Consider the following 24567-nt stretch of genomic DNA (forward strand, 5'->3'; position numbering starts at 1 on the left):
TGAGGCAGGCGGGTGTCGGCCACCACGATTCCGACTGCGGCCGTCACCCGGCCCTGGAAGGCGCGCCTGCGGCTGGAGGCGTCGCCGGTCCAGGTGATCGCGGCGCTGCTGGTCGCCGCCTTCCTCCTGGCCTTCCTGATCGTGCCGGTGGGCCGCGTCTTCGCCGCCGCCTTCGCCGCGCCGGATGGCGGGTTCACCCTGGTGCATTTCGGCGACTTCTTCCGCACCAGCCTGTTCATCGAGAGCTTCTGGAACAGCGCCTATGTCGCGGGGATGAGTGTGGTCGTCGCCTCGCTGATCGCGGTGCCGCTGGCAGTGATCCTGGCGCGCTACCGCTTCCCCGGCGCGGCGCTGATCAACACGCTCGGCGTGCTGCCGCTGGTGATGCCGCCCTTCGTCGGCGCGGTGGCGATGCAGCTTGTCTTCGGGCGCAACGGCAGCGTGAACCTGCTGCTGATGGATTGGTTCGATGTGCGCCTGTCGCTGATGGAGGGGCTGAACGGCGTCGTCTTCGTGCAGGCGCTGCACTACTTCCCCTTCATCCTGATGAACCTCACCGCGTCGCTGTCGAACATCGACGTGGCGATGGAGGAAGCCGGGCAGAACCTCGGCGCGAAGGGCTTCACCCTGCTGCGCACCATCGTTCTGCCGCTGGCGCTGCCCGGGTATCTGGCGGGCGCGTCGCTGGTCTTCGTGAAGGTGTTCGACGACCTCGCCACGCCGCTGCTGCTCAACGTGACGAACATGCTGGCGCCGCAGGCCTATCTGCGCGTCACCTCGGTCGGGCTCGGCGACCCGATGGGCTATGTGATCAGCGTCATCCTGGTGCTGGTCTCGGTCGCCGCGATGCTGCTGGCGGCGCTGCTGCTGCGCGGGCGCGACTATGCCACGCAGCAGCGCGGCGGCGGCGGGCTCGGGCGGCGAAGCCTGTCGCGCGGCGGCATGGTGCTGGCCTGGTGCTTCGTGATTCCCGTCCTGCTGCTGGTTCTGGCGCCGCATTTCGGCATCCTGATGCTGAGCTTCGCGACCGTCTGGTCCTTCAGCCCGCTGCCCGACGGCTTCACCCTGGCGCATTACGCCACGGTGCTGCGGGAAACGCCGCAGTTCCTGACCAACACGCTGATCTATTGCGGCGTGGCCGGGCTGATCGACGTGGTGATCGGCGTGACCATCGCCTGGCTGGTGCTGCGCACGCGCCTGCCGGGCCGCCGCCTGCTGGACCTGGCGGCGATGTCGGCGCTCGCCGTCCCTGGCCTGGTGCTCGGCATCGGAATCCTCCGCACCTATTTCGACGTGCAGATGCCCAATGGCGTGTCGCTGGCAACGACCGGGCTGATGCTGACCATCGTCTATGCCGTGCGCCGCCTGCCCTATGCGCTGCGCGCGGCGACGGCGGCGCTGCAGCAGGTGCATCGCAGCCTGGAGGAGGCGGCCGAGAATCTCGGCGCCGGCAAGACCACCACGCTGCTGCGCATCGTCGTGCCGCTGATGGTGGGCGGGCTGGCGGCGGCCTTCGTTACCAGCTTCGCCACCGCCGCGGTGGAGCTCTCCGCCACGCTGGTGCTGGCCGCGCGCGACGTGGACGCGCCGCTGTCCTACGGCATCTACGTCTTCATGCAGAGCCCGGCCGGCCGCGGCCCCGGCGCCGCGCTCGGCGTCATCGCGGTCGTCACCGTCGCGATCTGCACCTTCATCGCGCACCGCATCGCCGAGGGCGAGCGCAGGCGCCGCAGCCGGGGACACAACGAGGCATGAGCGCCGCCGGCGTCGAGATCGAGCGCGTCTCCTTCGGCTATGGCCGCACCCGCGTGCTGGAGGATGTCTCGCTCTCCATCGCGAAGGGTGAGTTCTTCGCCTTCCTCGGCCCTTCCGGCAGCGGCAAGACCACGTTGCTGCGCCTGGTCGCCGGCTTCGGCACGCCGGATTCCGGGCGCATCCTGATCGGCGGCCGCGACGCGACGAAGCAGCCGCCCTGGGCGCGCAATGTGGGGCTGGTGTTCCAATCCTATGCGCTCTGGCCGCACATGACCGTGGCGCAGAACGTCGCCTTCGGGCTGGAGCGCCGTCGTGTCGGGCGGGCAGAACGCGACCGGCGCGTGAAGGCGGCGCTCGATCTCGTCGGGCTCTGGCACCTGGCGGAACGCCGCCCCGCGCAGCTGTCCGGCGGCCAGCAGCAGCGCGTGGCCATCGCGCGCACGCTGGCGATTGAGCCCGAGGTGCTGCTACTGGACGAGCCGCTCTCCAACCTTGATGCCGGGCTGCGCGCCGGCGTGCGCACCGAGCTGGTGGAGCTGCAGCGCCGCCTCGGCCTCACCACCATCCTCGTCACGCACGACCAGGAGGAGGCGAACGCCGCCGCCGACCGCATGGCCGTGCTGAACGAGGGGCGCGTGCTGCAAGTTGGCGCACCGGCGGAGCTGTATGACCGGCCGGTGGACCGCTTCGTCGCCGGCTTCCTCGGCACCGCCAACCTGATCGAGGGCGTTGTCGAGCAGGGCAGCTTCCGTGCCGGTGCGCTCGCGCTGCCCGCGCCCGATGCCGCGCCCGGCCGCGCGACGCTGGCGCTGCGCCCACAGGCGCTGGCGCTGCAGCGCGATGGCGGCGGCGTGCCGGCCCGCGTGGTGCGCGCGGAATTCCTCGGCGGGCATGTGCGCTACACCCTCGACCTCGGCGAGGGCATCGCGCTGACCGCGGAGGAGCCGCATCTGCGCGGCCTGGCGCCGATCGCGCCGGGCACGGCCATCGGCCTCAGCCTCGATGCCGGGCAGGCCAGCCTGCTTCGCTCATGACCAGCACAACGAAGGGAAACGCCACGATGCGTCGTCGCCTGCTTGCCGCCCTCGCCTTCGGCGCCGCCGCGCCGCTGGCCTGGAGCGTCCCCGCCGCCGCCCAGGGCAGCGTGAATGTCTATTGCTCCGTGCAGATCGAATGGTGCCAGGCCGTCGCCACCAACTTTCAGCGCGACACCGGCATCCGCGTGAACATGACGCAGCGCGGCTCCGGCGAGACGCTGGCGGCGATCCGCGCGGAAAGCCAGAACCCGCGCGGCGACGTGTGGTTCGGCGGCACCGGCGACCCGCATCTCGCGGCCGCCGAGGAGAACCTGACGCAGTCCTACACCAGCCCGAACAACGCCCAGCTCTTTCCCTGGGCGCTGGCGCAGTGGAACCAGTCCAACCAGCGCGCCATTGGCGTCTACGCCGGCGCCGTCGGCTTCGGCTACAACACGGAGCTGCTGGCGCGGAAGAACATCGCGCCGCCGGCCTGCTGGGCCGACCTGGTGGATGCGCGCTTCCGCGGCGAGATCCAGGTGGCGAACCCGAACTCCTCCGGCACCGCCTACGTCATCATCGCGACACTGGTGCAGCTGATGGGCGAGGACCAGGCCTTCGACTATATGCGCCGCCTGCATCCCAACGTGAACAGCTACACGCGCAGCGGCACCGCGCCGATCAAGGCGGTGGCGCGCGGCGAGACCGGCGTCAGCCTGTCTTTCGTGCATGACGCGGTGACGGAGCGGAATGCAGGCTTCCCCGTGGCCTACAGCACGCCCTGCGAGGGGACGGGCTACGAGATCGGCTCCATGTCCATCATCCGCGGCTCGCGCAACCTGACCCAGGCCCGCCGCTTCTACGACTGGGCGCTGACCGAGCCCGCGCAGCGGCTGGGCTTCGAGGCGGGCGGGCAGCTCCAGCAGCCCTCCAACCGCAGCGCGCCGTTGCCGCCCAATGCGCCGGATCTCAGCCGCATCCGGCTGATCGACTACGACTTCGCGAAATACGGCCGCAGCGCGGAGCGCCGCCGCCTGATCGAGCGCTGGGACCGCGAGGTCGGCAGCCAGCCGCGCTGAACGCATCTTGCGCCGGCGCAACCCACGCCGGCGCGCCTTTCCCCCCGGACGGACCATCCCCCATGTCGCTTCGCACCCTGGCCGCCGCGATCGGCCTGACCTTCGCGCTCTCCGCGCCCGCCGGCGCGCAGGGCTCGCTCAACATGCTCTGCGCGCCCGCCGCCGACTGGTGCGAGGCGATCGCCGCCGGCTTCCAGCGCGACACCGGAATCCGCGTGAACATGACGCGCAAATCCGCCGGCGAGATCCTGGCGCAGATCCGCGCCGAGGCGCAGAATCCGCGCACTGATATCTGGTTCGGCGCCTCCGCCGAGACGCATATCGCCGCGGCCGAGCAGAACCTGCTGCAGCCCTACACCTCGCCCAACATGACGCAGCTGCATGACTGGGCGCAGAACGTGCACCGCATCACCGATGGCCGCTGCGTCGGCGTCTCCTCCGGCGCCATCGGCATCGCCTTCAACACGGAACTGATGACGCGCAAGAACCTGCCCGTGCCCCGCAGCTGGGAGGAGCTGGCGAACCCGATCTACCGCAACGAGGTGCAGCTGCCGAACCCGAATTCCTCGGGCACCGCCTACACGATCATCGCCGGCCTGGTGCAGTTGTGGGACGAGGACCGCGCCTTCGACTATTTGCGCCGGCTGCATGGCAACGTGAACGCCTACACGCGCTCCGGCGCCGCGCCGATGCAGGCGGTGGCGCGTGGCGAAACGGCGCTGGCGGCGAGCTTCAACATGGAGACCGCGTCCATGAAACACGCCGGCTTCCCGATCGACATGGTCTATCCGACCGAGGGCACCAGCTACGAGGTCGCCTGCATGTCGATCATCCGCGGCGCGCGCAACCTGGCGCAGGCGCGCCGCTTCTACGATTGGTACCTGACGCCGGCCGCCATGGATATCGGCCCGAAGGTGAACCAGTGGCACGTGCCTGCGCATCGCGGCGCCGCGCCCGATCCGCGCATCCCCGACCTCTCGCAGATCCGCCTGGTGGACTACGACTTCGCCCGCTTCGGCTCCGCCGAGATGCGCCGTCGCATCTTGGCCCGCTGGGACCGCGAAGTCGGATCGCTGCCACGCTGAGGAAACGCACGATGCTCCGCCGCGCGGCCTTCGCCCTCGCCTTCGCCCTCCCTGCGCTGCCCGCGGCGGCGCAGGGCCAGCTCAACCTCTACTGCTCGGCGACGATCGAGTGGTGCCAGCCCATCGCCCGCGGCTTCGAGCGGGAAAGCGGCGTGCGCGTGAACCTGACGCAACGCTCCACCGGCGAGATGCTCGCGGCGATCCGCTCGGAAGGGCGCAACCCGCGCGGCGACGTGTGGTGGGGCGGCACCGGCGACCCGCATGTTGCCGCAGGCGAGGAAGGCCTCACCCAACCCTATGAGAGCCCGCGCATCGCGGAGCTGCATGACTGGGCGCAGGCACAGTGGCGCCAGACTCAGGGCCGGACCGTCGGCGTCTATGCCTCCGTGCTCGGCTTCGGCTTCAACACGGAGCTGATCGCGCGGCGCAACCTGCCGGCGCCGCGCTGCTGGGCGGACCTGCTCAACCCCGCCTATCGCGGCGAGATCCAGGTGGCGAACCCGAACAGCTCCGGCACCGCGTACATCGTCATCGCGACCCTCGTGCAGATGATGGGCGAGGACCCGGCCTTCGAGTATCTGAAGACGCTGCACGGGTCGGTGAATTCCTATCCGCGCAGCGGCACCGCGCCGATCACCGCGGTGGCGCGCGGCGAGACGGCGGTCTCCATCTCCTTCGTGCACAATGCGGCGGAGGAAGCGGCGGCCGGCTTCCCGGTGGGCCATGCCGTGCCCTGCGAAGGCACCGGCTACGAGATCGGTTCCATGTCCATCATCCGCGGCGCGCGCAACCTGCAGAACGCGCAGCGCTTCTACAACTGGGCGCTCTCGGCGGAGGCGCAGCTCGCCGCCAGCCGGGAAGCGAAGAAGCTGCAGACCATGGCCAATCGCAACGTGCCGCTGACCGACGGCGCGCCGAACATGGCGACGGCACGCATCATCGACTACGACAATGCGCGCTTCGGCGCCTCCGCCGAACGGCGGCGCCTGCTGGCGCGCTGGGACAGGGAGGTCGGCGCCCTGCCGCGCTGAAGCCACCATGTTCCTCGGATCCTCCCTCTTCTTCTGGCTTCTGGCCGCGCTCGGCGCCGCCATCCTGCCCTGGCACATGCAGCAGGATGGCGTCACCGTCGCGGGGCTGGTGGCCTTGGGGCAGGAGGATCCGGAAGCGTCCTCGGCGCTGTGGCAGGCGATGGCCTTCGGCCGGTTCTGGTTCTGGCCGGTCGTCGCCGCCATCGCGCTCGCCCTGCCGGGCGCGCTGCCCGCAGGCTCGGCCGCGCGCCGCGCCGTCTTCCTTCTGTGGGGCGGGGGGCTCGGGCTGCTCGCCATCGTGCTGCAGGGCATGGCCATCGGCGTGCAGGGCTGGTCCTGGCCCTGGCTCGCCGCGCTGTTCGGGGAGCTGGACGACCGGCAGTTCGGCATCGGTCTCGGCGGCAGCCTGGCGTTCCTCGGCTGCCTGGTGATGGTCACCGACGGCCTGGCGATGCGCGGGCTGTTCAAGGGGGACCGCTTCGTCTCCGGTGCGGTCGGCCTGCTCGTAGCCTCCATCGCTCTCTTCACCGCCTGGCCCGTGCTGACGATGCTGGGCCAGATGTTCACGCCGCGCGGCGATCTCGGCATCGGCGCCTCGCTGGTCGAGCGCGTGGCGGACAGCAAGATCTGGGGCCTGGCCTGTGTCGGCTCCAACGTGAATTGCGGCGTGTTCTGGAACACGCTGCTCCTGGCGACCTGCACCGCCACGGCCGCCACCTGTCTCGGCCTCTGCTTCGCGCTGATCGTCACACGCACGCAGTTCCCGGCGCGGCGCGCGATGCGGCTGCTGACCGTGCTGCCGATCATCACGCCGCCCTTCGTCATCGGGCTCGGGCTGATCCTGATCTTCGGCCGGTCCGGCGTGGTGAACCAGATCGTCGCGGCGACCACGGGGGTGGAACTCGGGCGCTGGATCTACGGCTTCAACGGCGTGCTGCTGGCGCAGGTCTTCTCCTTCACGCCGACCGCCTTCCTGGTGCTGATCGGCGTCGTGGAGGGCATCTCGCCCGCGATGGAGGAGGCCAGCCAGACGCTGCGCGCCAGCCGGATGCGCACCTTCCGCGCGGTGACGCTGCCACTGATGGTGCCGGGGCTCGCCAATGCCTGGCTGGTCGTGTTCGTCGAATCGCTGGCGGATTTCGGCAACCCGATCGTGCTCGGCGGATCCTATGGCGTGCTGTCCACCGAGATCTTCTTCGCCGTGGTCGGCGCGCAGCAGGATTTCGGCCGCGCCGCGGTGCTGGCGGGCATCATGCTGGTCGTCGGCCTGTGCGCCTTCCTGCTGCAGCGCGCCGTGGTGGGGCGGCGCTCCTACGTCTCGGTCACCGGCAAGGGGGATGTCGGCCTGCCGACGCCGCTGCCGCCGCCGGTGCGGGTGGTGGCCTTCGCCGTCGCGATCCCCTGGGCGATCCTCACCATCGTCGTCTACACCATGGCGCTGGCCGGCGCCTTCGTGCGCGTCTGGGGCCGCGACTGGACGCCGACGCTCTCCCACTTCCAGCGTGCCTTCGCCATCGAATGGGCGGCGGATGGGCGGATGCTGTTCTCGGGCGGCGCGTGGCATTCGCTCTTCACCACGATCCAGCTGGCGGCGATCGCCGCACCCATCACCGCCTCCATCGGCCTTCTTGCCGCCTGGGTGCTCACGCGCCAGCGCTTCGCCGGCCGCACCGCGCTGGAATTCTCGCTGATGCTCACCTTCGCGGTGCCCGGCACGGTGATCGGCGTAGCCTACATCCTGACCTACAACATCCCGCCGTTGGAGATCACCGGCACCGCGATGATCCTCATCGCCTGCTTCGTCTTCCGCAACCTGCCGGTCGGCGTGCGCAGCGGCGTCGCGGCGATGAGCCAGCTCGACAAGTCGCTGGACGAGGCGGCGATCACGCTACGCGCCTCCACCTTCCGTGCCCTGCGCACGGTGGTGCTGCCGCTGCTGAAGCCGGCCATCGTCACCGCGCTAGTCTATTCCTTCGTACGCGCGATGACGACGGTATCGGCGGTGATCTTCCTGGTCTCCGCGGAATACGAGATGGCGACCGTCTTCATCATCAACCGCGTCATCAACGGCGATTACGGCCTGGCCATCGCCTATTGCGCGGTGCTGATCGTGCTGATGATGGCGGCGATCGGGCTGATCAACCTCGCGGTCGGCAGCCGGCGCCTCGGGCGTCGCGCGGCGCCGGCCGCCCTTCCTGCCGGAGGCCGCGCGTGACCGATCTTCCGAGGCTCACCGGCGCCGAGGTCCGGCTGCAGGGCGTCGGCAAGCGCTACGGCCAGGTCCAGGCCGTCAAGCCGCTGGACCTGGTGATCGAGGGCGGCACGCTGGTGACGCTGCTGGGGCCCTCCGGCTGCGGCAAGACGACGCTGCTGCGCATGATCGCCGGGCTGGAGCAGGCGACGGAGGGTCGCCTGTTCATCGGCGGCCGCGACGTCACGCTGCTGCCGGCGGGCGAGCGCAACGTCTCCATGGTGTTCCAGTCCTACGCGCTGTTCCCGCACATGAGCGTGCTGGACAACGTGGCCTACGGCCTGATCTCCTCCGGCATGCGCAAGCGTGATGCGCATGCGCGCGCCGAGGTGGCGCTGGAGACGGTGGGGCTGAAGGGCTTCGGCGCCCGCCTGCCATCGGAGATGTCGGGCGGCCAGCAGCAGCGCGTGGCGGTGGCCCGCGCCCTGGTGCTGGAGCCGCAGGTGCTGCTGTTCGACGAGCCGCTGTCGAACCTGGATGCGCGGCTGCGGCGCAGCATGCGGGAGGAGATCCGCGCGCTGCAGCAGCGGCTCGGCGTCACCGTGGTCTATGTGACGCACGACCAGGCGGAAGCGCTGGCGGTCTCGGACAAGATCGTGGTGATGCGCAACGCGGAGATCGCGCAGGCCGGCACGCCGGCGGAACTCTACACCCAGCCGCAATCCGTCTTCGTCGCCACCTTCATGGGGGAGGCGAACCATGTGCGCGGCCGCGTCCTCGGCACTGCCGGCGGCCGGGCGGATGTGATGCTGGGCGAGATGCGCATGGCGCTGCCGGATCGCGGCATCGCGCCCGGCGAGGCCGACATCGTGATCCGTCCCGAAGCCGTTCGCCTGCGGCGCGAGGGCGGCACCGGCCTCAGCGCCACCGTCTCCCGCGCCACCTATATGGGTTCCCACACCGAGTACCACCTGACGAGCGCCGTCGGCGAGCTCTTCGCCGTCAGCCCGGACCGGCTGCAGCGCGCCCGGCCCGGGGAGACGGTGTCGGTGGATCTCGATCCGGAAGGCGTCATCGTCGTTCGGCCCTGATCGCCCGCGCGCGCACCGTCAGTAGGGGTCCCACTCCGACAGGGCGCGCGCCTCGCGCCAGGCATGCAGGCGCCGCAGCAGCAGCGGCGCGGCCAGCCCGAAGGCCACGCCGATCATCAGCCCGAATCCCATGCGAACCTCCTTCCCTCCAGCGCCGCCATCTGAGCGCGTGGAGATGAAGGAATGGTTACTGGCGCCGCGCCGCCTTCATCCGCCTGAGTCGCGCGGCGCCTGCGCCTGCGGATCGGGGCGTCCCGGCACTGGCGGCGCCGGCACCCAGGGCCGCTCGCCCCGCGCCGAGCGCTCCGACACCACCGTGACGCCGTTGGTCGAGAAGCGCACCGCCTGCGCCCCCTCCCGCCAGACCGTGAAGCGGTCGATGGCGATGCTGCCGGGGCAGCGCCGGCGCAGCGGCTCCGTGGCGATCAGCAGGGCGGCACGGCCGCAGGCCTCCGCCAGGGTGGCGCGATCCGGCGGCTCGCCGCTGCGCTGTCCGCGCGCGGGCGGGGCGGTGCGGAACAGCACCGCCTCCGGGCCACCGGGACGCGGGCGGAACCGGCACGCAACGGGCGTGCAGGCGATGGCGCCCTCTGCCGCCTCGCCCTGCGCTGGCAGCGGCTGGGCCGCCTCCACCCCCATCTGCCGCAGCAGCGCGCTTCGAGCGAAGGCGCTGGCGCCGGGCAGGGCGTGCAGGTAGACGCCCTGCGCCGTGCGCAGCGCCACCAGCCGCGCATCGCCGGTCATCAGCACATTCGGCGGCGGCACGGACAGTCCGGCGGCCAGCGCGCCTGCCATGATCGGCACGCCGACCAGCCGCAGCGCGCCACGCCACAGCGCAAGCCAGCAGAAGCCGAAGCTCATCACCGCCAGTGCCGCGCCGGGCAGCGGGGCCAGCACCGGCGCTGCCTCCGGCCAGGATGCGACCTGCGCGGCGACGGCCAGGATCGCCTCGACCCCCTCCCCCATCGCCCAGAGCGCAGGGCCTTCCAGGCCCAATGGCATCAGCAGCAGCGCGATCATGCCTGCCGGCATGACGAGAAGGGAGGTGATCGGGACCGCCAGCGCATTCGCCGCCACGCCATAGATCTGCAGCCGCCCGAAATGGTGCAGGCCGAAGGGGGTCGTCGCGGCCCCCGCCAGCACGGAGGTCACCACCAACCCGAAGGCCGCCAGCGCCAGCCGGCGCCTCCAGCCCGAACCCGGCGCCGGCAGCCGTCCACGCAAGGCTTCCCATCCAGCCGCCAGCGCCAGCACCGCCGCGAAGGACATCTGGAAGGAGGGGCCGAGCACCTCCGCCGGCGCCACCAGCAGCACCGCCGCGGCCGCCAGCGCCAGCGTCCGCACCGTCAGCGCCCGCCTTCCCGCCAGCAGGCCGAGCGTGACAAGCGCGGCCATGACCAGGCAGCGCTGCATCGGCACCTGCGCGCCGGTCAGCAGCGTATAGGCCAGCCCCGCCAGCAGCGCGCCCATGGCGGCGACCGCCTTGCCGTTCACCCGCAGCGCCAGCCAGGGCACCAGCGCCACGGCCAGCCGCAGCACGCCGAACACCGCTCCCATCACGATGGTCATGTGCAGACCGGAGACGGAGAGCAGATGCGCCAGACCGGAGTCGCGCATCGCCGCGATCTCCGCCGGCGGGATCGCCGCCTGGGAGCCGGTGAGCAGCGCGGCGGCCACCGCCCCGGCGGCGCCGGGTATCGCCGCCTCCACCTTCGCTTCCAGCCTCGCCCGCAGCAACGCGAAGACCGGCCATTCGCCGCCGCCTGACGTGACCGCCACCGGGCCGAGCGCGGTGCCGGAGCCGCCGAGGCCCGAGAAATAGGCGGCGCGCCCGAAATCCCAGGCGCCCGGCACCACCGGGCCACCAGGTTCGCGCAACAGGACGCGGGCGGCGAGGCTGTCGCCCGGCATCGGCCGCGCGGGATCATTCGCCCGCAGGCGGATGCGGATGCTGCGCGGCAGCGCATCGCCGCCGGCGATGCGCACGCCCTGCAGGGTCACGCGCTGGCCTTCCGGCAGCGCCTCGACCTCCGTGACCTGGCCCGTGAGCTGGACCGCGCCGCGCGGCAGGTCCAGCGGCGGGGGCAACCGCTCGGCGTGCCAGGCCGCGATGCCGAAGCCGAGGCAGAAGGCCGCCAGCAGCGCCACGGCCCAGCCCGTCAGCGGCGCATGGCGGGAGACCAGGGCCGCAAGGCCGGCCAGGGGCACCGCCAGGAACAGCGCGCCGAGCCCCGGTTCGGTCGGCTGGCGGAAATACAGCAGCACGCCTGCACCCAGCGCCACCGCGAGCCAGGGTGCGAAGCGGCCATGCTGCCGGGCGAGGAGCGCTGCCGCCCCCGCACGCAGCCGGGCGGGGACGTCCGGCCGCTCCGTCGCGCCAAGGGCCAGGCTCACGCGCGGAAGAGTCGGTACTTGCCCGCGCTTATGCAACCCTTCGATGAGAAAGCCGCGCCATGGGGATGGCGGCGGTTCTGCCTGGCGCCAAGCTGGGCTAGGAAGCGGCACCCCTCGCTTTCTCCGGGACACCCATGTCGGTCCGCACGCGCTTCGCCCCCTCCCCCACCGGCTACCTGCATATCGGCGGGGCCCGCACGGCGTTGTTCAACTATCTCTTCGCCCGCCGCCACGGCGGCCAGTACCTGCTGCGCATCGAGGACACGGACCGGCAGCGCTCCACGCCCGAAGCGGTGCAGCAGATCCTGGACAGCCTGGACTGGCTTGGCCTGTCGCCGGACGAGCCGCCGGTCTTCCAGTCCACGCGGGAGCCCCGCCACGCCGAGATCGCGCAGGCGCTGCTGGCGATGGGCAAGGCCTATCTCGCCTATGACACGCCGGAGGAACTGGCCGCGCAGCGCGCCGCGGCGGAGGCCGAGAAGCGCCCCTTCAAATACGACGGCAGCCGCTGGATCGGCATGGAGGCGAAGGACGCGCCCTCGGTCGCGCCGGCGATCCGCATCATCGCGCCGCGCGAAGGCGAGACGGTGGTGAAGGACCTGGTGCAGGGCGAGGTGCGCGTCGCCGCCAGCGAACTGGACGACATGATCATCCTCCGCTCGGACGGCACGCCGACCTACCTGCATGCCGTGGTGGTGGACGACCACGACATGGACATCACCCATGTCATCCGCGGCGACGACCACCTGACCAACACCTTCCGCCAATGCATGGTCTATGACGCGATGGGCTGGCGGCGCCCCCACTTCGCGCATGTGCCGCTGATCCACGGTGCGGATGGCGCGAAGCTGTCCAAGCGCCACGGCGCGGTCGGCGCGCTGGAATTCAAGGAGCAGGGCTTCCTGCCGGAAGCCGTGTGCAACTACCTGCTGCGGCTCGGCTGGGGGCATGGCGACACCGAGATCATCAGCCGCGAGGACGTGACGAAGATCTTCGACATCGCCGATGTCGGCCGCGCCGCCGCGCGCATGGACTACGCCAAGCTCACCCACTTCAACGGCGTCTGGCTCCGCGCCGCCGATGACGACCGCCTGACGACGGAGGTGCTGGAACGCTTCGCGAGGCGCGGCGTGCTGTTCGGCACCGATGGCGGCGACCGGGTGCGCATGCTGATGCCCGACCTGAAGGAGCGCGCGAAGACGCTGGAGGAACTCGCCGGCTCCGCCGCCTTCGCCGCGCAGGAAGGCCCACCCGTGATGGATCCCAAGGCCGCCGCGCTGCTGACGCCGGAGGCGAAGGAGCGGCTGAAGGACCTCGCCATCTTCCTCACCGACGCGCCGTGGGAGCGCAAGGACCTGGAACAGTGGCTGCGCGACTATGCCGATGTGAAGGGCATCAAGCTCGGCAGCGTGGCGCAGCCGCTGCGCGCCGCGCTGACCGGCAGCACCCAGTCGCCGCCGATCGACGCCGTGCTCTTCGCGCTCGGCCGCGGCGAGGCGGTGAGCCGGATCCTGGCGGCGGCGGAAGGCTGAGCCGCGGCACCCGGCCCGCCCGGCCGGGCTGATCATCCCGCCCTCGACAGACACCGCACGGCAGCGCAGTCTGGGTATATGGTGCAGGAACGCATCGGGCCATGAGCGGCGCGGCCGGCGCCCTCTCCCCGCCTGCCCGCCGTTCGACCCTGCGCGGGCTCCTCGCGCTCTCCCGCCCCTGGCTCGCCGAGCCGCGCACGATGGGCGCCATCCTGCTTCTGCTGGTGCTGACCAGCCTGCAGACTGGCCTCGCGGTCGCGTCCAACATCTGGAGTGCCTCGCTTTTCGACGCGCTGGACGCGCGCGACGCCGGGGGGCTGTGGCTGGTGGCGGGGCAATTCCTGCTGCTGCTGGCCGGCATCGTCACGGTCAATGCCGGCCACATGGTGGTCAGGCGATCCGCCACCCTCTCCTGGCGGCGGGCATTGACCACGCAGCTGCTCGCCCGTTGGCTCGACCACGGGCGCCATTGGCGGATCGGGCAGATCCCCGGCAGCCCCGACAACCCGGACGGCCGCATCGCGGAGGACATCCGGATCGCCACCGAGGCGGCGATGGACCTCGCCACCTCGCTGTTCTTCTCGGTCACGCTGCTCATCTCCTTCACCGGCATCCTCTGGTCGCTCTCGGGCGACGTCGAACTGTTCGGCGTTTCGATCCCCGGTCGGATGGTCTGGCTGTCCCTGATCTATGCGGCGGGCGGGGCGGTGGTGGCCTTCGTCATCGGGCGCCCGCTGACCCGCTGGACCGAGTTGCGCCAGCGCGCCGAGGCCGATCTGCGCTTCGGCATGGCGCGGGTGCGCGAGCATGAGGAGGAGCTGGCTGTGGCGCGGGGGGAAGCTGCCGCGCGCGGCGACCTGCTGCGTCGCTTCGCGGCCCTGGCCCTGACGTGGCGGCGCCAGACCGTGGGGCTGGTCAACCTGGCGGCCTTCCAGTCGGCCTTCGTGACGGTGGCGCCGGTCCTGCCCCTCCTGGTGGCCGCGCCCCGCTACCTGGCCGGCCGCCTCTCGCTCGGCGAGCTGATGCAGCTCTCGCTCGGCTTCCAGCAGGTGGTGGCGGCGCTCGCCTGGCCGGTGGACAACGCGGCGCGGCTCGCCGAATGGCGCGCCTCGGCCGACCGCGTCCTGCTTCTCGCCGAAGCGGTCGAACACGCCGAGGCCACGCCGGGCGGCATCCGGATCGAGGAGGACGGCGCTGCGATGGTGCTCGACGCGGTGACGCTGAGCACGCCGGAGGGCGTGCCGCTCACTGGACCCCTGCAGGCGAGGCTGCCGCCGGGCACGCATGTCGGCGTGGTCGGCGATCCGCGAGCGGTCCGGGCACTGTTCCTCGCCGTCTCCGGTCTCTGGCTCTGGGGCGACGGACGCATCGGACTGCCGTTCGGCCATCGCCTCGCGGTGCTGCCGCGCCGGCCGTGGCTGCCGGCGATGTCGCTCGCCCGGCTGCTGGGCCCGCCGGCCGGCACCTCGCACGAGGTGCTGACGGCGGTGCTGAACAGCGTCGGCCTCGCCCGGCTGGTGCCGCAGCTCGAGCAGACCCCGGACTGGGACGCGGTCCTCGATGATTCCGAACGATTGCGGCTGGCCTTCGCACGCGTGGTGCTCGCACGGCCCGGGATCGTGCTGCTGGCGGACATGGCGGGAATCCTCGGCGAGGAGGAGCTGCGCCGGTTGATCGGGCTGCTGCTGCTCGCCATTCCGCATGCGATCGTGCTGTCGGCCGATGCCGGTGCCGCGGAGGCGGAGATACGACTGGATCCGCCCGACGCCGACGACGCCGCGAGCGATGATGCGCCACGCGCGCCGGCGAAGTCGCCGCGCTGAGGTCCGGATCGGGGCGGGCTGCCGGCCCGGCCTTCAGGCGGCCAGTCCCCGTGCCCGCACCCAGCGCGCCAGGTGGTCCACGAAGGCGCGCACCTTGGGCGTGATCAGGCGGTTGGTCGGGTAGACCGCGTAGATGCCCTTTGGCACGGTCGGCAGCTCGGCCAGCACCTGCCGCAGCCTGCCCTGCGAAAGCGCATCCAGGACGGACCAGTCCGGCAGCGCCACCAGCCCGATGCCGGCCAGTGCGGCGGCGCGCAGGGAGGCGCTGCTGTCGGTCAGCAACACCGGCCGCACCGCCACGCTCTCCTCGCCCAGCACCCAGGTGTCGCGCCAGGGCAGCGGCGAAAAGCCGACACAGGCATGCGCGGCCAGGTCGGCAGGCGTCGTCGGCATGCCGCGGTGCGACAGATAGGCCGGGCTCGCCACGATGATCGCCTGCGAACGTCCGAGCCGCCGTACGACCTGGCCCGCGGCCGGCGTCGCCATCACGCGGATCGCCAAATCCAGGCTGTCCTCCACGAGGCGTGCATGCGCGGCGGCTTCGACCAACTCCACCGCCAGCGCGGGATTGTCCGGCAGGAAGTCGGCCAGGGCCGGCACCACCCAGGCCTCGCCGAACCCGTCCGGCACCGCGACCCGCAGCGTGCCGACCGGCGCGCGCTGCAGCGCCTGCACCTCGAGCCGGGCTGCTTCCTCCTCAGCCAGCAGGCGGCGGCAGCGGGCATAGAAGGCCTCGCCCGCCTCGGTGGGGCGCAGGCGCCGCGCGCCGCGGTCCAGCAGCCGCACGCCCAGCCGCTCCTCCAGCCCCCGCAGGGTCTCGCTGACCGATGACTTCGCGGCCTGGAGGCGCGCGGCGGCGCCGGTGACGCTGCCCGCCTCCACCACCGCGACGAAGACCTCGATGCCAGCGAAGACCTGCATGGCGGAAGTGTTCGCTGCGGCGAACGCTCTGTCCAGAACGATGCACAGACGGCGCCGTGGCCTTGCGCCACCCTGCCCCCCGCAGCAAGCAGAGGAGGATGCCATGCTGGATGCGGTGACGCGGGGGGTGGCGCTGCTGCCCGCCGAGACAGGCGAGGTGCTCGACATCTTCGGCCTCGGCCTCGTCGTGAAGGTCGAGCCCCACACCGGCGGGCTGTTCGTGGCGGAACACCAGGTCCCGCCCGGCCTCGGCGTGCCGCTGCATGTGCATGACGCCGACGACGAGGTCTTCGTGATCCGCTCGGGCAGCCTGACGCTCCTCGGCCCGGAGGGCGGGCATGTGGCCCGTCCGGGTGACACGGTGCTGCTGCCGCGCGGCGTGGCGCATGGCTTCCGCAACGATGGCGACACGCCGGTCTCGATGCAGGTGATGCTCACGCCCGGCACCGGCGCGGCGGCGATGTTCCGCGCGCTGCACCGCGCAACCCGCTCGGCCGGGCCAGGCGGGCCGGCACCGGCGGAGATCGGCGCCATCTGCGCCGCGCATGGCGTGCGCTTCGCCCCGCCCACGGAGTCTTGAAGCGCACGCGATCGGCGGCCGCGAAGCCGCCCGCTTGCGCGCGTTGCGTGCGGCGCGGCATCGGCTGCGGTCCAGGCCGGCGGCTGCGCCCACGCGGTCGGCCGCCGGGGGATCGGGTTGCGGCCGCGGACGGAGCCGCGCCATCCTGCCCCGAGCGGCCGCATCGATGCCGCTTGAGGAAGGAAACGCCAACGATGACGACGACGCGCCTGCCGCGCCGCGCCCTGATCGCCGCGCCCCTCGCCCTCGCGGCGAGCCGCCCTGTGGCCGCGCAGGGCGACTATCCCAGCCGCCCGGTCCGCGTGATCGTGCCCTTCCCGCCCGGGCAGGCCGCCGACCTCTTCGCGCGGGTGATGGCGGATGAGCTCACCAAGCGCTGGCCGCAGCGCATGGTGGTGGAGAACCGCGCCGGCGGCGCCGGGGCCATCGGCATGGAGGCGGTGAAGACCGCGACGCCGGACGGCTACACGCTGGGCATCGGCACCTCCGGCACGCTCGGCATCAACCCGTCGGTCATGCAGCGCCTGCCCTACGACGCGGAACGCGACTTCGCGCCGATCACCAACATCTTCACCCTGCCGCTGGTCTTCGTCGCGCATCCGAGCTTCGAGGCCACCGACATGGCCGGCTTCGTGGCACTCGCGAAGAGCGCGCCGGGCCGCGTGCAATATGCGTCCGCCGGGCCGGGCACCGCGCAGCATCTCACCGCGGAGATGCTGGCCAACCGCCTCTCGCTGCAGATGACGCATGTGCCCTATCGCGGCAGCGGGCCGGCCATGGCCGACCTGATCGCGGGCAACGTCAAGATCATGGTGGACAGCCTGGCGAGCGCGCTGCCGAACGTGCAGGCCGGCCGCATCCGCGCGCTGGCCGTCACCGGCCCACGCCGGGCGCCGCAACTGCCGAACGTGCCGACCGTGGCGGAGACCGTCTCGCCCGGCTTCCAGGCCCAGGGATGGTCGGGGCTGATCGCGCCGGCCGGCACGCCGCAGGCCATCATCGCCAGGATCAACGCGGATGCGGTGGCGATCCTGCGCGACCCCGCGATCGCGGCGCGCATGGTGGAGCTCGGCGGCTTCCCGGACCCGGGCACGCCGGCGGAATATGCGGCCTTCGTCGCCAGCGAGATCGCGAAGTGGCGCGAGGTGGCGCGGGCGGCGAATGTGAGGCTGGACTCGTAGGCGAGACAACCGGGGACGATGATCGTCCCCGGCCCCTGCCTTCAGGGCGGCGGCGGGACGATGCGGCAGGCGCGGGCGGCGGCACGCGCCAGCATGATCATGCGGCGCGCGGCCACCGCGCCCTTGCCGGATTCGCCGATGGCGGTCTTCACCAGCGGATGCGAGGCGACGAACTGCGTCGCGGCGTCGATCGCCACATCGGCGGCGGCCACCGCACCCGCCTCGAACAAGGCGCGGCGCAACAGGCCCACCGTGCCCGCGATGCCCGGGCGCAGCCCGTGGATCGCCGCGACGTCCCGCACCAGCCGGAAGCCGCGCCAGACGAAGAACACGGCGTCGAGCGCCGGCGTCGGCATCACCACGATCGCGCCCGCCGCCTGCACCGCCGCGGCGCGGCCGGCGGCGGCCGAAGCGCGGTCCAGATCGGCCAGCGGCCCCGCCTCCAGCAGCGCGCGCAGGCTGTCGATGTCATTCGCACCGCGCAGCGCCTCCGCCACCGGCGCGGCGGCCGGCGTTCGTGCGGCCCAGGCGAGGGTCGCAGCGCGCGCCGTGACGTAGTCGCCGCGCGCGAAGGCCGCCCGCGCCTTGTCCACCACCTCCAGCGACCACAGCCCCCGCAATTCCCGCAGGAAGGCCCAGGCGATCAGCCCGTAGCCCAGCAACGCGACCGCCAGCGTGATCCAGCCCAGCCAATCCGCGCGCGCGAACTGGTCGCTGACGAAGTTCGCCACATCCAGGGCCGAGAGCCCCACCAGCAGCACGCCAAGCCCCGCCGCCGCCAGCGTCAGCGCCGACCAGCGCCGAGCGCCGCGCGGTTTCGCCAGCGGCGCGACCGACTGCTCCCAGCCGAAATCGAGGCGTCCGGCCGGCGCTTCCGGCACATCGTCCAGGATGCGCGGCCCGCGCGGCGGCGTATCGCTCACAACAGGTCCCCGATCAGCTTCGCCAGCAGCGTATCCAGCCCGAGATGCGGAATACCCGAGCGGCCATCGCCGGCCAGGCGCGGCGGCTGGAATACCGGCATCTCGAAGAAGGCGTGATCCCAGAAGGCTGGGTCGGGGCGGCGCAGCGGCACCTCGCCAGGATACACCTTGCTGGAGCGTCCGGTCTCCATCAGCACGCCGCGCACTACGGCGACGGGCCGGCCCTCCAGCGTCGCCACGTCATCCTCGGTGCAGCGGATCGCCGCGATGGCATGCACGGAGGTCGCCGCATCCAGCGGCCCCGCGGGATCGCGCCCGACCAGGTCGCCCAGAAGGCCGACCAGCGCGTCCCGCGCGCGCGACGGCACGTGGTCGGCCTTCGTTGCCGCGAAACCCACGCGGCGCACGCCCTGCCCGGTCAGCAGGTCGAACAGGCCGAGCCCGCCCCGCAGGCTGGCGGCGACGGCGGCCAGCGCCTCGGCCGTGTCGTCGAAGGCTTCCTCCCCGGCATGCAGCGCGCCCAGCGCATCCACCAGCACGGCCTGCCGGTGGAAGCGGCGGAAGAAGGGGTCGAAGAAGCTGCTGCGCTGGTCGTCGAGATAGGCCTCGTGCCGGCGCCGAAGCTGCGTCGCCAGGTCGCCCGTCACGCGCTCCGGCAGCGGGAAGAACCACAGCAGCGGCGCCTCCCCGCGCGGGCCTGGGTTCAGCGTGCGTCCCGGCTGCAGGAAGCGGAAGCCGAGCCTGTCGCGGCAGGCGCGCAGCGCGTCGCGGTACAGGGCGAAACCCTGGCGGGCGAGCGATTCCTCGGCCGGTGCGCTGGCTGGCAGCGCATCCACGAAGGCGAGGAAGGCGGCCGCCGCCTCTGCCCGCTTGCCGCGGCGCAGCCGCGCCAGCGTCTCGCGCGACCACGCGGCGTAGGACTGTTCCAGCATCGGCAGGTCCAGCAGCCATTCGCCGGGATAGTCGAGCAGTTCCAGCGTGACGCGCCGCGGCCCCGCCAGCATCGCCCGCGCCTGACCGAGCATCGAGCGCGGGTCGAGATTCAGCGCGATCTCCAGAGTAGACAGGTCGTCGGTGCGTTCCGGCCAGCGCGGCGGATCGGCGGCGAGCGCCTGCAGGTGGCCGCTGGCGTCGAAGCGCGGTGTCGCCTGCGTTTCCGCCGGCACGATGCGTGCGCCGCGCAGCCTGCCGCCGGCGGCCGCTTCCAGCGCCGGCAGCGTGCGCGCGCCCTGCCCGGCCGCCAGCAGATTGGCGATGACCGAGGTGAGGAACACCGTCTTGCCCGCGCGCGACAGGCCGGTGACGGCCAACCGGACCCGCTCGCGCCCGATCAGCGCGCGGCCGAGATCCTCGGCGCCGGCGAGGGCGTCCTCGAAGGGGGAAAGGAGGGAGGCCATGTCCGGCGAAGGCTAGCGCGAATTTCCCCCGCCCAACCTTCCCCCGCGAGAGCGGAGGAGGGTTGCGGCGGACGAAGATGCGCCGGTCAGGTCCGCTCGATCAGCTCGATCTTGTAGCCGTTCGGGTCCTCGACGAAGGCGATCACCGTCGTGCCGTGCTTCACCGGCCCGGCCTCGCGCGTCACCTTGCCGCCGCCCGCGCGCACCTTCTCGCAGGCCGCCTTCACATCCGGCACGCCGACCGCGAGATGACCGAAGGCGTTGCCCTGCTCGTACTTGTCCACGCCGTAATTGTAGGTCAGCTCGATCTCGCCCTGGCCTTCCTTGTTGCCCTCGCCATAGCCGAGGAACACCAGCGTGTATTTCCCTTCCGGCACGTCGCGGCGGCGCAGTTCCTTCATGCCGAGCAGCTCCGTGTAGAACTTCACGCTGCCTTCGAGGTCGCCGACGCGGATCATCGTGTGCAGGAATTTTCCGGCGCTCATGTCATCTGCTCCTGTTGCGAGAGGAATTCGTCGGGCCGTATCGCGACGAGGAAGAGCCCGGCCGCGTCAGCCTCTGAGATGGTCTCCGCGCGGTCCACCACCAAGGTTCCCGCATGGCCGGCACGCGCCTCGATGGCAATGCCGGCCAGCCCGGCCACGGCCGCTTCGCGCACCGTGTCCGGGCCGATCACCGGGAGGTCGGCGCGGACATCCTGGCGCGGCTTGACCAGCTTCACCAGCACGCCGCCCGGCCCTTCGCGCCGCAGCGTGCCGCAGCGCGCGAGCAGCGCGTCGGTTCCCTCGATCGCCTCGACCCCCAGCACCAGGCCCTGCTGCACCACGCAGCCCTGCCCGACATCGGCCGTGCCCAGCGCACGGGTCACGGCGATGCCGCGCGCGATGTCGGCGCGGTCGTCGTCGGTCGGGGCGACGGCGCCGAGCACGCCTCCCTCCACCAGCAGGTCGTCCAACACCTCCTGCGCGCCGAGCGGCCGGAAGCCTTCCTCCCGCATCACCCGCAACATGGCCGAGAGCAGGCGGTCGTCGCCGCCGAACAGCGCCGCGCGCCCGAGCTTCGCCACCAGCTTCACGCCCTCGGCATCGAAGCGGAAGCGCAGCAGCGAGGGGCGGGTGACGCGGCCCGCCAGCACCAGGTCGCTGATTCCCCGGATGCGCATCAGGCCAACCATGTGCCCGATGCGCCCGAGGGCCACGACCTCATGCGGATAGGCGGCGTACTCCGCCGGGTCCGCGAAGCCGTCGAGCAGCACGCAGAACAGCGGCCGCCCCGACTTCACCGCCGCATCGGCGACGCGCAGCGGCATGCGGCCGCCGCCGGCGACGAGCCCGAGCGGCGCCGCCATCTCAGGCGGCGTCCGGATCCTCGTCCTCGGCGCTGCGGCCGAAGGGACACAGGCCGTGCCGGCCGCGGTCGCGCGCGAAGTCGAGGATCTCTGCGACATGCGGGTTGCCCGGATGCGCCGCCGCGATGGCCGCGATCTGCTCCTCCAGGTTCCGCCCGCGATAGAGCTCGTGCACCGCCCGCGCGACGGTCATGACCGCCTCCTTGGACAGGCCGAGCCGGCGGCGCATGGCGATGGTGTTCAGCCCGTGCAGCTTCGCGCGATAGCCCTTCACGCGGCCGAAGGGCAGCACGTTGCGCTCCACGCCCGACATGCCCGTGACAAGCGCCATGCGGCCGATGCGCACGAATTGCTGCACCGCCGCACCGCCCTGGATGAAGGCGAAGTCGCCCACCGCGACATGGCCCGCCAGCATCACGTTGTTGACGATGATCACGCCGTCGCCGACCTGGCAGTCATGCCCGACATGGGCGACGCACATGATCAGGCAGTCGCTGCCGACGCGGGTGAAGCCGTCCCCGCCGGTGCTGCCGCGATGGATCGTGGCGTGTTCGCGCACCATGGTGCGGGCGCCGACGATCGCGCCGGTCGGCTCGCCCTTGTACTTCAGGTCCTGCGGCGCCATGCCGATCGTCGCGAAGGGGAAGATGCGCGCGCCGGCGCCGATCCGGGTGCGGCCGTCCAGCACGACATGCGCGATCAGTTCGACGCCTTCCTCCAGCACGCAATCGGGGCCGACGACGCAGCCCGGGCCGATGCGGCAGCCGGCGGCGACGGAGGCGCCCGGCGCGACGAAGGCGGCAGGCGAGACGATGGCCTCGGGCGAGATGCCGGGGCCGGGCGAGGTATGATCCAAGGCGGCGCTACCGGTCGAGGATCATCGCGGCGTATGTCGCCTCGGCCACCACCTTGCCGTCCACCTTCGCCTCCGCCGTGAAGCGCCAGATATTGCCGCGCTGCTTCTCCTTGCGCACATGCACGCGCATCTGGTCGCCGGGCACCACGGGCTTGCGGAACTTCGCGCCGTCCACGGTCATGAAATACACCAGCTTGCCCGCGGCCGAGGGACCGAGCGTCTCCACCACCAGCACGGCCGCGGTCTGCGCCATGCTCTCGATGATCAGCACGCCCGGAAAGACCGGGTGCTGCGGGAAATGGCCCTGGAAGAAGTTCTCGTTTATCGAGACGTTCTTGATGCCGACGGCGGATTCGTTCGCGACGATGTCCACCACCCGGTCCACCAGCAGGAAGGGAAAGCGGTGCGGGATCGCCTGCATGATGCGGGCGATGTCATAGGCGCCGACGCTGTCCTGCGTGGCCTCGGCGCTGCCGGCGGTGGCGTCCATCATCCCCCCTTCGCGAGCCCCCTGCGCGTGCCCCTGCGTCGTGCGGCGCATCATCCGCGCGCGGGCTTCTGGCCCAGCTTGCGCAGCGCCGCCACGGCGCGGAGCGTGTCCTTGGCAGGCCAGGCCGGCGTGCCCGCGACATCGGTGCCGGACGGCACGTCATTCATCACGCCCGCCTGGGCGGAGACACGGACCCGGTCGCCCAGCGTCAGATGCCCGGTCAGGCCGGACTGCCCGCCCATCTGCACCCCGTCGCCGAGCGTCGCCGAGCCCGAAATGCCGACCTGCGCGACGATCACGCAACCACGTCCGGTGCGAACGTTGTGGCCGATCTGCACCAGGTTGTCGAGGCGCGTGCCTGCTCCCAGCACCGTGTCCCCCTGGCTGCCGCGGTCCACGGTGGAGTTGGCGCCGATCTCCACGAGGTCGCCCAGGATCACGCGCCCGAGCTGGGGCATCGTCTCGAAGCGGCCTTCCGGCGTGACGGCGAAGCCGAAGCCCTCCTGCCCCACCCGGCAGCCGGGATGGAACACCACGCCGCGTCCGGCGATGCAGTGGCTGACGGTCACCTGCGCACCAACCCGGCAGCCCTCGCCGAGCGTCACACCCTCGCCGATCACGGCATGCGGGCCGATCACGCAGCCCGCCCCGATCTCTGCGCCGGCGCCGATCACCGCGAGCGGCCCCACCTCGCAGCCGGCGCCGAGGCGCGCGGAGGGGTCCACGACCGCGCTGGGATGGATCCCCGGCCGGGGCGCGGCACGCGGATGCAGCCGCGCGGCGATGCGCGCAAAGCCGAGATAAGGCTGGGCCGTGACGATGGCGGCGACGCCCGCCGGCAGCCGCGCGACGAAATCCTCCGCCAGCACCACGGCCGCGGCCTTCGTGCCGCCGAGCAGCGCAGCATAGCGCCGGTTGTCGAGGAAGGAGACCTCGCCCGGCCCGGCGCCGTCCAGTGGGCCGACGCCAGAGATCAGCGCCGCCGGATCGCCGCTGCGCAGCTCTCCGCCCGCGATGCCGGCGGCCTCGGCCAGGCTCAGCGGCGGGCCTGCCGGGTGGAAGCGCGGATCGGCCGCCATGTTGGTCGATCAGTTCCGCCGGGGCTGCTGCTGCGCCGCCGGGCGCTGCGGTGCCGGAGGCGGCGGCGGCGGGGTCTCCTGCTGCTGTCCCTGGGCCGCGGGCGGCGGCGCCGGCATCTCGCCCTCGGCAGGCAGGTTGACCGTCCGCAGCACGCGGTTGAGCTGGGCGGAGACCTCATCCGTCACGTCGAAGACGGGATCGCTGAGGATGGCAAGCTGGCGCGGCAGCACCAGGTTCACCCCCCGGGTGGTCGCCACCTGCCGCACCACCGCGCCCATGGCCTGTTCGAGCTGCTGCAGGCCGACCTGCGCGGCCGCATCGATGGTGCGGTTGCGGTCGCGGAAGATGCGCTGCGCATCGGTGATGCGTTCCTGCAGCGCGCGCTCGCGCTCGCGCAGCGACTCCGGCGGCAAGGTGGCGCGGGCCGCGGCGAGCGCCTGCTGCTCCTCGCGCCAGCGGCCCTGCTCCTGCTGCAGGTCCTCGTTCAGGCGCACGCGGCGCCGCTCGATCTCCTCGCGCACCTGGTTGAAGGCGGCGGAGAGACGCTGCACCTCGGGGATGTCCACGATGGCGATCACCGGCGCGGGCGGGCGCTGGTTCGCCGGGCGCTGCTGCGCCTGCGGCGGGCGCTGCTGCTGCGCCTGCGCCGGTGGGCGCTGACCCTGCTGCTGGCCCGGAATGAACCACTGCTGACCCTGCTGCTGCGCGACGGCAGGCACCGGCGCCAGGGGCGCCGCTGGCAGGAGCAGGAAGGGCAGCAGATGGCGAAGACGCATCGCGGATGGATTCCCGAG

21 protein-coding genes are annotated in these 24567 nt (G+C 72.1%); 11 read left to right on the plus strand and 10 right to left on the minus strand.

Annotation, left to right across the window (positions count from 1 at the left end; genetic code table 11):
* The first annotated feature begins 12 nt into the window (after positions 1 to 12).
* From E4T13_RS12220 to E4T13_RS30510, 7 genes are all read left to right on the plus strand, one after another.
* The gene (locus E4T13_RS12220; protein ID WP_240791101.1) at positions 13 to 1755 is read left to right on the plus strand and encodes an iron ABC transporter permease; all 1743 of its coding nucleotides are present in this window, start codon (positions 13 to 15) and stop codon (positions 1753 to 1755) included.
* Positions 1752 to 2789, plus strand: a complete 1038-nt coding sequence (locus tag E4T13_RS12225) for an ABC transporter ATP-binding protein (protein ID WP_137178585.1) — start codon at positions 1752 to 1754, stop codon at positions 2787 to 2789. The genes E4T13_RS12220 and E4T13_RS12225 overlap by 4 nt, the downstream gene beginning before the upstream one ends.
* Positions 2790 to 2815: 26 nt before the next feature.
* Entirely contained in the window at positions 2816 to 3850 is a 1035-nt protein-coding gene (locus E4T13_RS12230) for an ABC transporter substrate-binding protein (protein ID WP_137178586.1), read from the plus strand.
* Between the two features lie 62 nt (positions 3851 to 3912).
* Complete coding sequence (locus E4T13_RS12235; protein ID WP_137178587.1) at positions 3913 to 4935, plus strand: ABC transporter substrate-binding protein; 1023 nt, start codon at positions 3913 to 3915, stop codon at positions 4933 to 4935.
* A gap of 11 nt (positions 4936 to 4946) precedes the next feature.
* The gene (locus E4T13_RS12240) at positions 4947 to 5966 is read left to right on the plus strand and encodes an ABC transporter substrate-binding protein (RefSeq protein WP_137178588.1); all 1020 of its coding nucleotides are present in this window, start codon (positions 4947 to 4949) and stop codon (positions 5964 to 5966) included.
* A 7-nt stretch (positions 5967 to 5973) separates the two neighbouring features.
* A complete protein-coding gene (locus tag E4T13_RS30505) occupies positions 5974 to 8181 on the plus strand; it encodes an iron ABC transporter permease (RefSeq protein ID WP_137178589.1) in 2208 nt (735 codons plus the stop codon).
* Positions 8178 to 9248, plus strand: coding sequence for an ABC transporter ATP-binding protein (locus E4T13_RS30510; RefSeq protein WP_137178590.1), 1071 nt, complete (start codon positions 8178 to 8180; stop codon positions 9246 to 9248). Before E4T13_RS30505 ends, E4T13_RS30510 begins: the two co-directional genes overlap by 4 nt.
* Before the next feature lie 207 nt (positions 9249 to 9455).
* Here the strand turns inward: E4T13_RS30510 and E4T13_RS12255 are convergent, their stop codons facing one another.
* A complete protein-coding gene (locus E4T13_RS12255; protein ID WP_240791102.1) occupies positions 9456 to 11642 on the minus strand; it encodes a ComEC/Rec2 family competence protein in 2187 nt (728 codons plus the stop codon).
* 134 nt (positions 11643 to 11776) lie between these two features.
* On the opposite strand from E4T13_RS12255, the gene gltX reads away from it, so the two are divergent.
* A complete protein-coding gene (gltX, locus tag E4T13_RS12260; RefSeq protein ID WP_137178591.1) occupies positions 11777 to 13174 on the plus strand; it encodes a glutamate--tRNA ligase in 1398 nt (465 codons plus the stop codon).
* Between the two features lie 101 nt (positions 13175 to 13275).
* Positions 13276 to 14997, plus strand: a complete 1722-nt coding sequence (locus E4T13_RS12265; protein WP_137178592.1) for an SbmA/BacA-like family transporter — start codon at positions 13276 to 13278, stop codon at positions 14995 to 14997.
* A gap of 33 nt (positions 14998 to 15030) precedes the next feature.
* Here the strand turns inward: E4T13_RS12265 and E4T13_RS12270 are convergent, their stop codons facing one another.
* The gene (locus tag E4T13_RS12270) at positions 15031 to 15918 is read right to left on the minus strand and encodes a LysR family transcriptional regulator (protein ID WP_170984965.1); all 888 of its coding nucleotides are present in this window, start codon (positions 15916 to 15918) and stop codon (positions 15031 to 15033) included.
* A gap of 103 nt (positions 15919 to 16021) precedes the next feature.
* Between E4T13_RS12270 and E4T13_RS12275 the strand changes: the two genes are divergently transcribed.
* Positions 16022 to 16498, plus strand: a complete 477-nt coding sequence (locus E4T13_RS12275; RefSeq protein ID WP_170984966.1) for a cupin domain-containing protein — start codon at positions 16022 to 16024, stop codon at positions 16496 to 16498.
* A gap of 194 nt (positions 16499 to 16692) precedes the next feature.
* Entirely contained in the window at positions 16693 to 17679 is a 987-nt protein-coding gene (locus E4T13_RS12280; protein ID WP_137178595.1) for a tripartite tricarboxylate transporter substrate binding protein, read from the plus strand.
* Between the two features lie 41 nt (positions 17680 to 17720).
* Here E4T13_RS12280 and E4T13_RS12285 read toward each other — a convergent pair whose 3' ends face one another.
* The 8 genes from E4T13_RS12285 to E4T13_RS12320 all read right to left on the minus strand — a co-directional run bounded on the left by E4T13_RS12285 (position 17721) and on the right by E4T13_RS12320 (position 24549).
* Positions 17721 to 18602 carry a DUF697 domain-containing protein gene (locus E4T13_RS12285; protein ID WP_137178596.1) on the minus strand — a complete coding sequence of 294 codons (882 nt, stop codon included), beginning with the start codon at positions 18600 to 18602 and terminating at the stop codon, positions 17721 to 17723.
* Positions 18599 to 19999 (minus strand): YcjX family protein, encoded by a 1401-nt coding sequence (locus E4T13_RS12290; RefSeq protein WP_137178597.1) that lies wholly within the window; start codon positions 19997 to 19999, stop codon positions 18599 to 18601. The genes E4T13_RS12285 and E4T13_RS12290 overlap by 4 nt, the downstream gene beginning before the upstream one ends.
* Before the next feature lie 86 nt (positions 20000 to 20085).
* Positions 20086 to 20484, minus strand: a complete 399-nt coding sequence (gloA, locus tag E4T13_RS12295; protein WP_137178598.1) for a lactoylglutathione lyase — start codon at positions 20482 to 20484, stop codon at positions 20086 to 20088.
* Positions 20481 to 21347, minus strand: a complete 867-nt coding sequence (locus E4T13_RS12300) for an LpxI family protein (protein WP_137178599.1) — start codon at positions 21345 to 21347, stop codon at positions 20481 to 20483. Before E4T13_RS12300 ends, gloA begins: the two co-directional genes overlap by 4 nt.
* Position 21348: 1 nt before the next feature.
* Positions 21349 to 22203, minus strand: coding sequence for an acyl-ACP--UDP-N-acetylglucosamine O-acyltransferase (lpxA, locus tag E4T13_RS12305; protein WP_240791103.1), 855 nt, complete (start codon positions 22201 to 22203; stop codon positions 21349 to 21351).
* A gap of 7 nt (positions 22204 to 22210) precedes the next feature.
* Positions 22211 to 22693 (minus strand): 3-hydroxyacyl-ACP dehydratase FabZ, encoded by a 483-nt coding sequence (gene fabZ, locus E4T13_RS12310; protein WP_137178896.1) that lies wholly within the window; start codon positions 22691 to 22693, stop codon positions 22211 to 22213.
* Between the two features lie 50 nt (positions 22694 to 22743).
* A complete protein-coding gene (gene lpxD / locus E4T13_RS12315; protein ID WP_137178600.1) occupies positions 22744 to 23772 on the minus strand; it encodes a UDP-3-O-(3-hydroxymyristoyl)glucosamine N-acyltransferase in 1029 nt (342 codons plus the stop codon).
* A 9-nt stretch (positions 23773 to 23781) separates the two neighbouring features.
* Positions 23782 to 24549 (minus strand): OmpH family outer membrane protein, encoded by a 768-nt coding sequence (locus E4T13_RS12320; protein WP_137178601.1) that lies wholly within the window; start codon positions 24547 to 24549, stop codon positions 23782 to 23784.
* Positions 24550 to 24567: the final 18 nt, after the last annotated feature.

This window comes from Roseomonas sp. AR75 (genome assembly GCF_005222815.1).
Taxonomy (GTDB): Bacteria; Pseudomonadota; Alphaproteobacteria; order Acetobacterales; family Acetobacteraceae; genus Falsiroseomonas.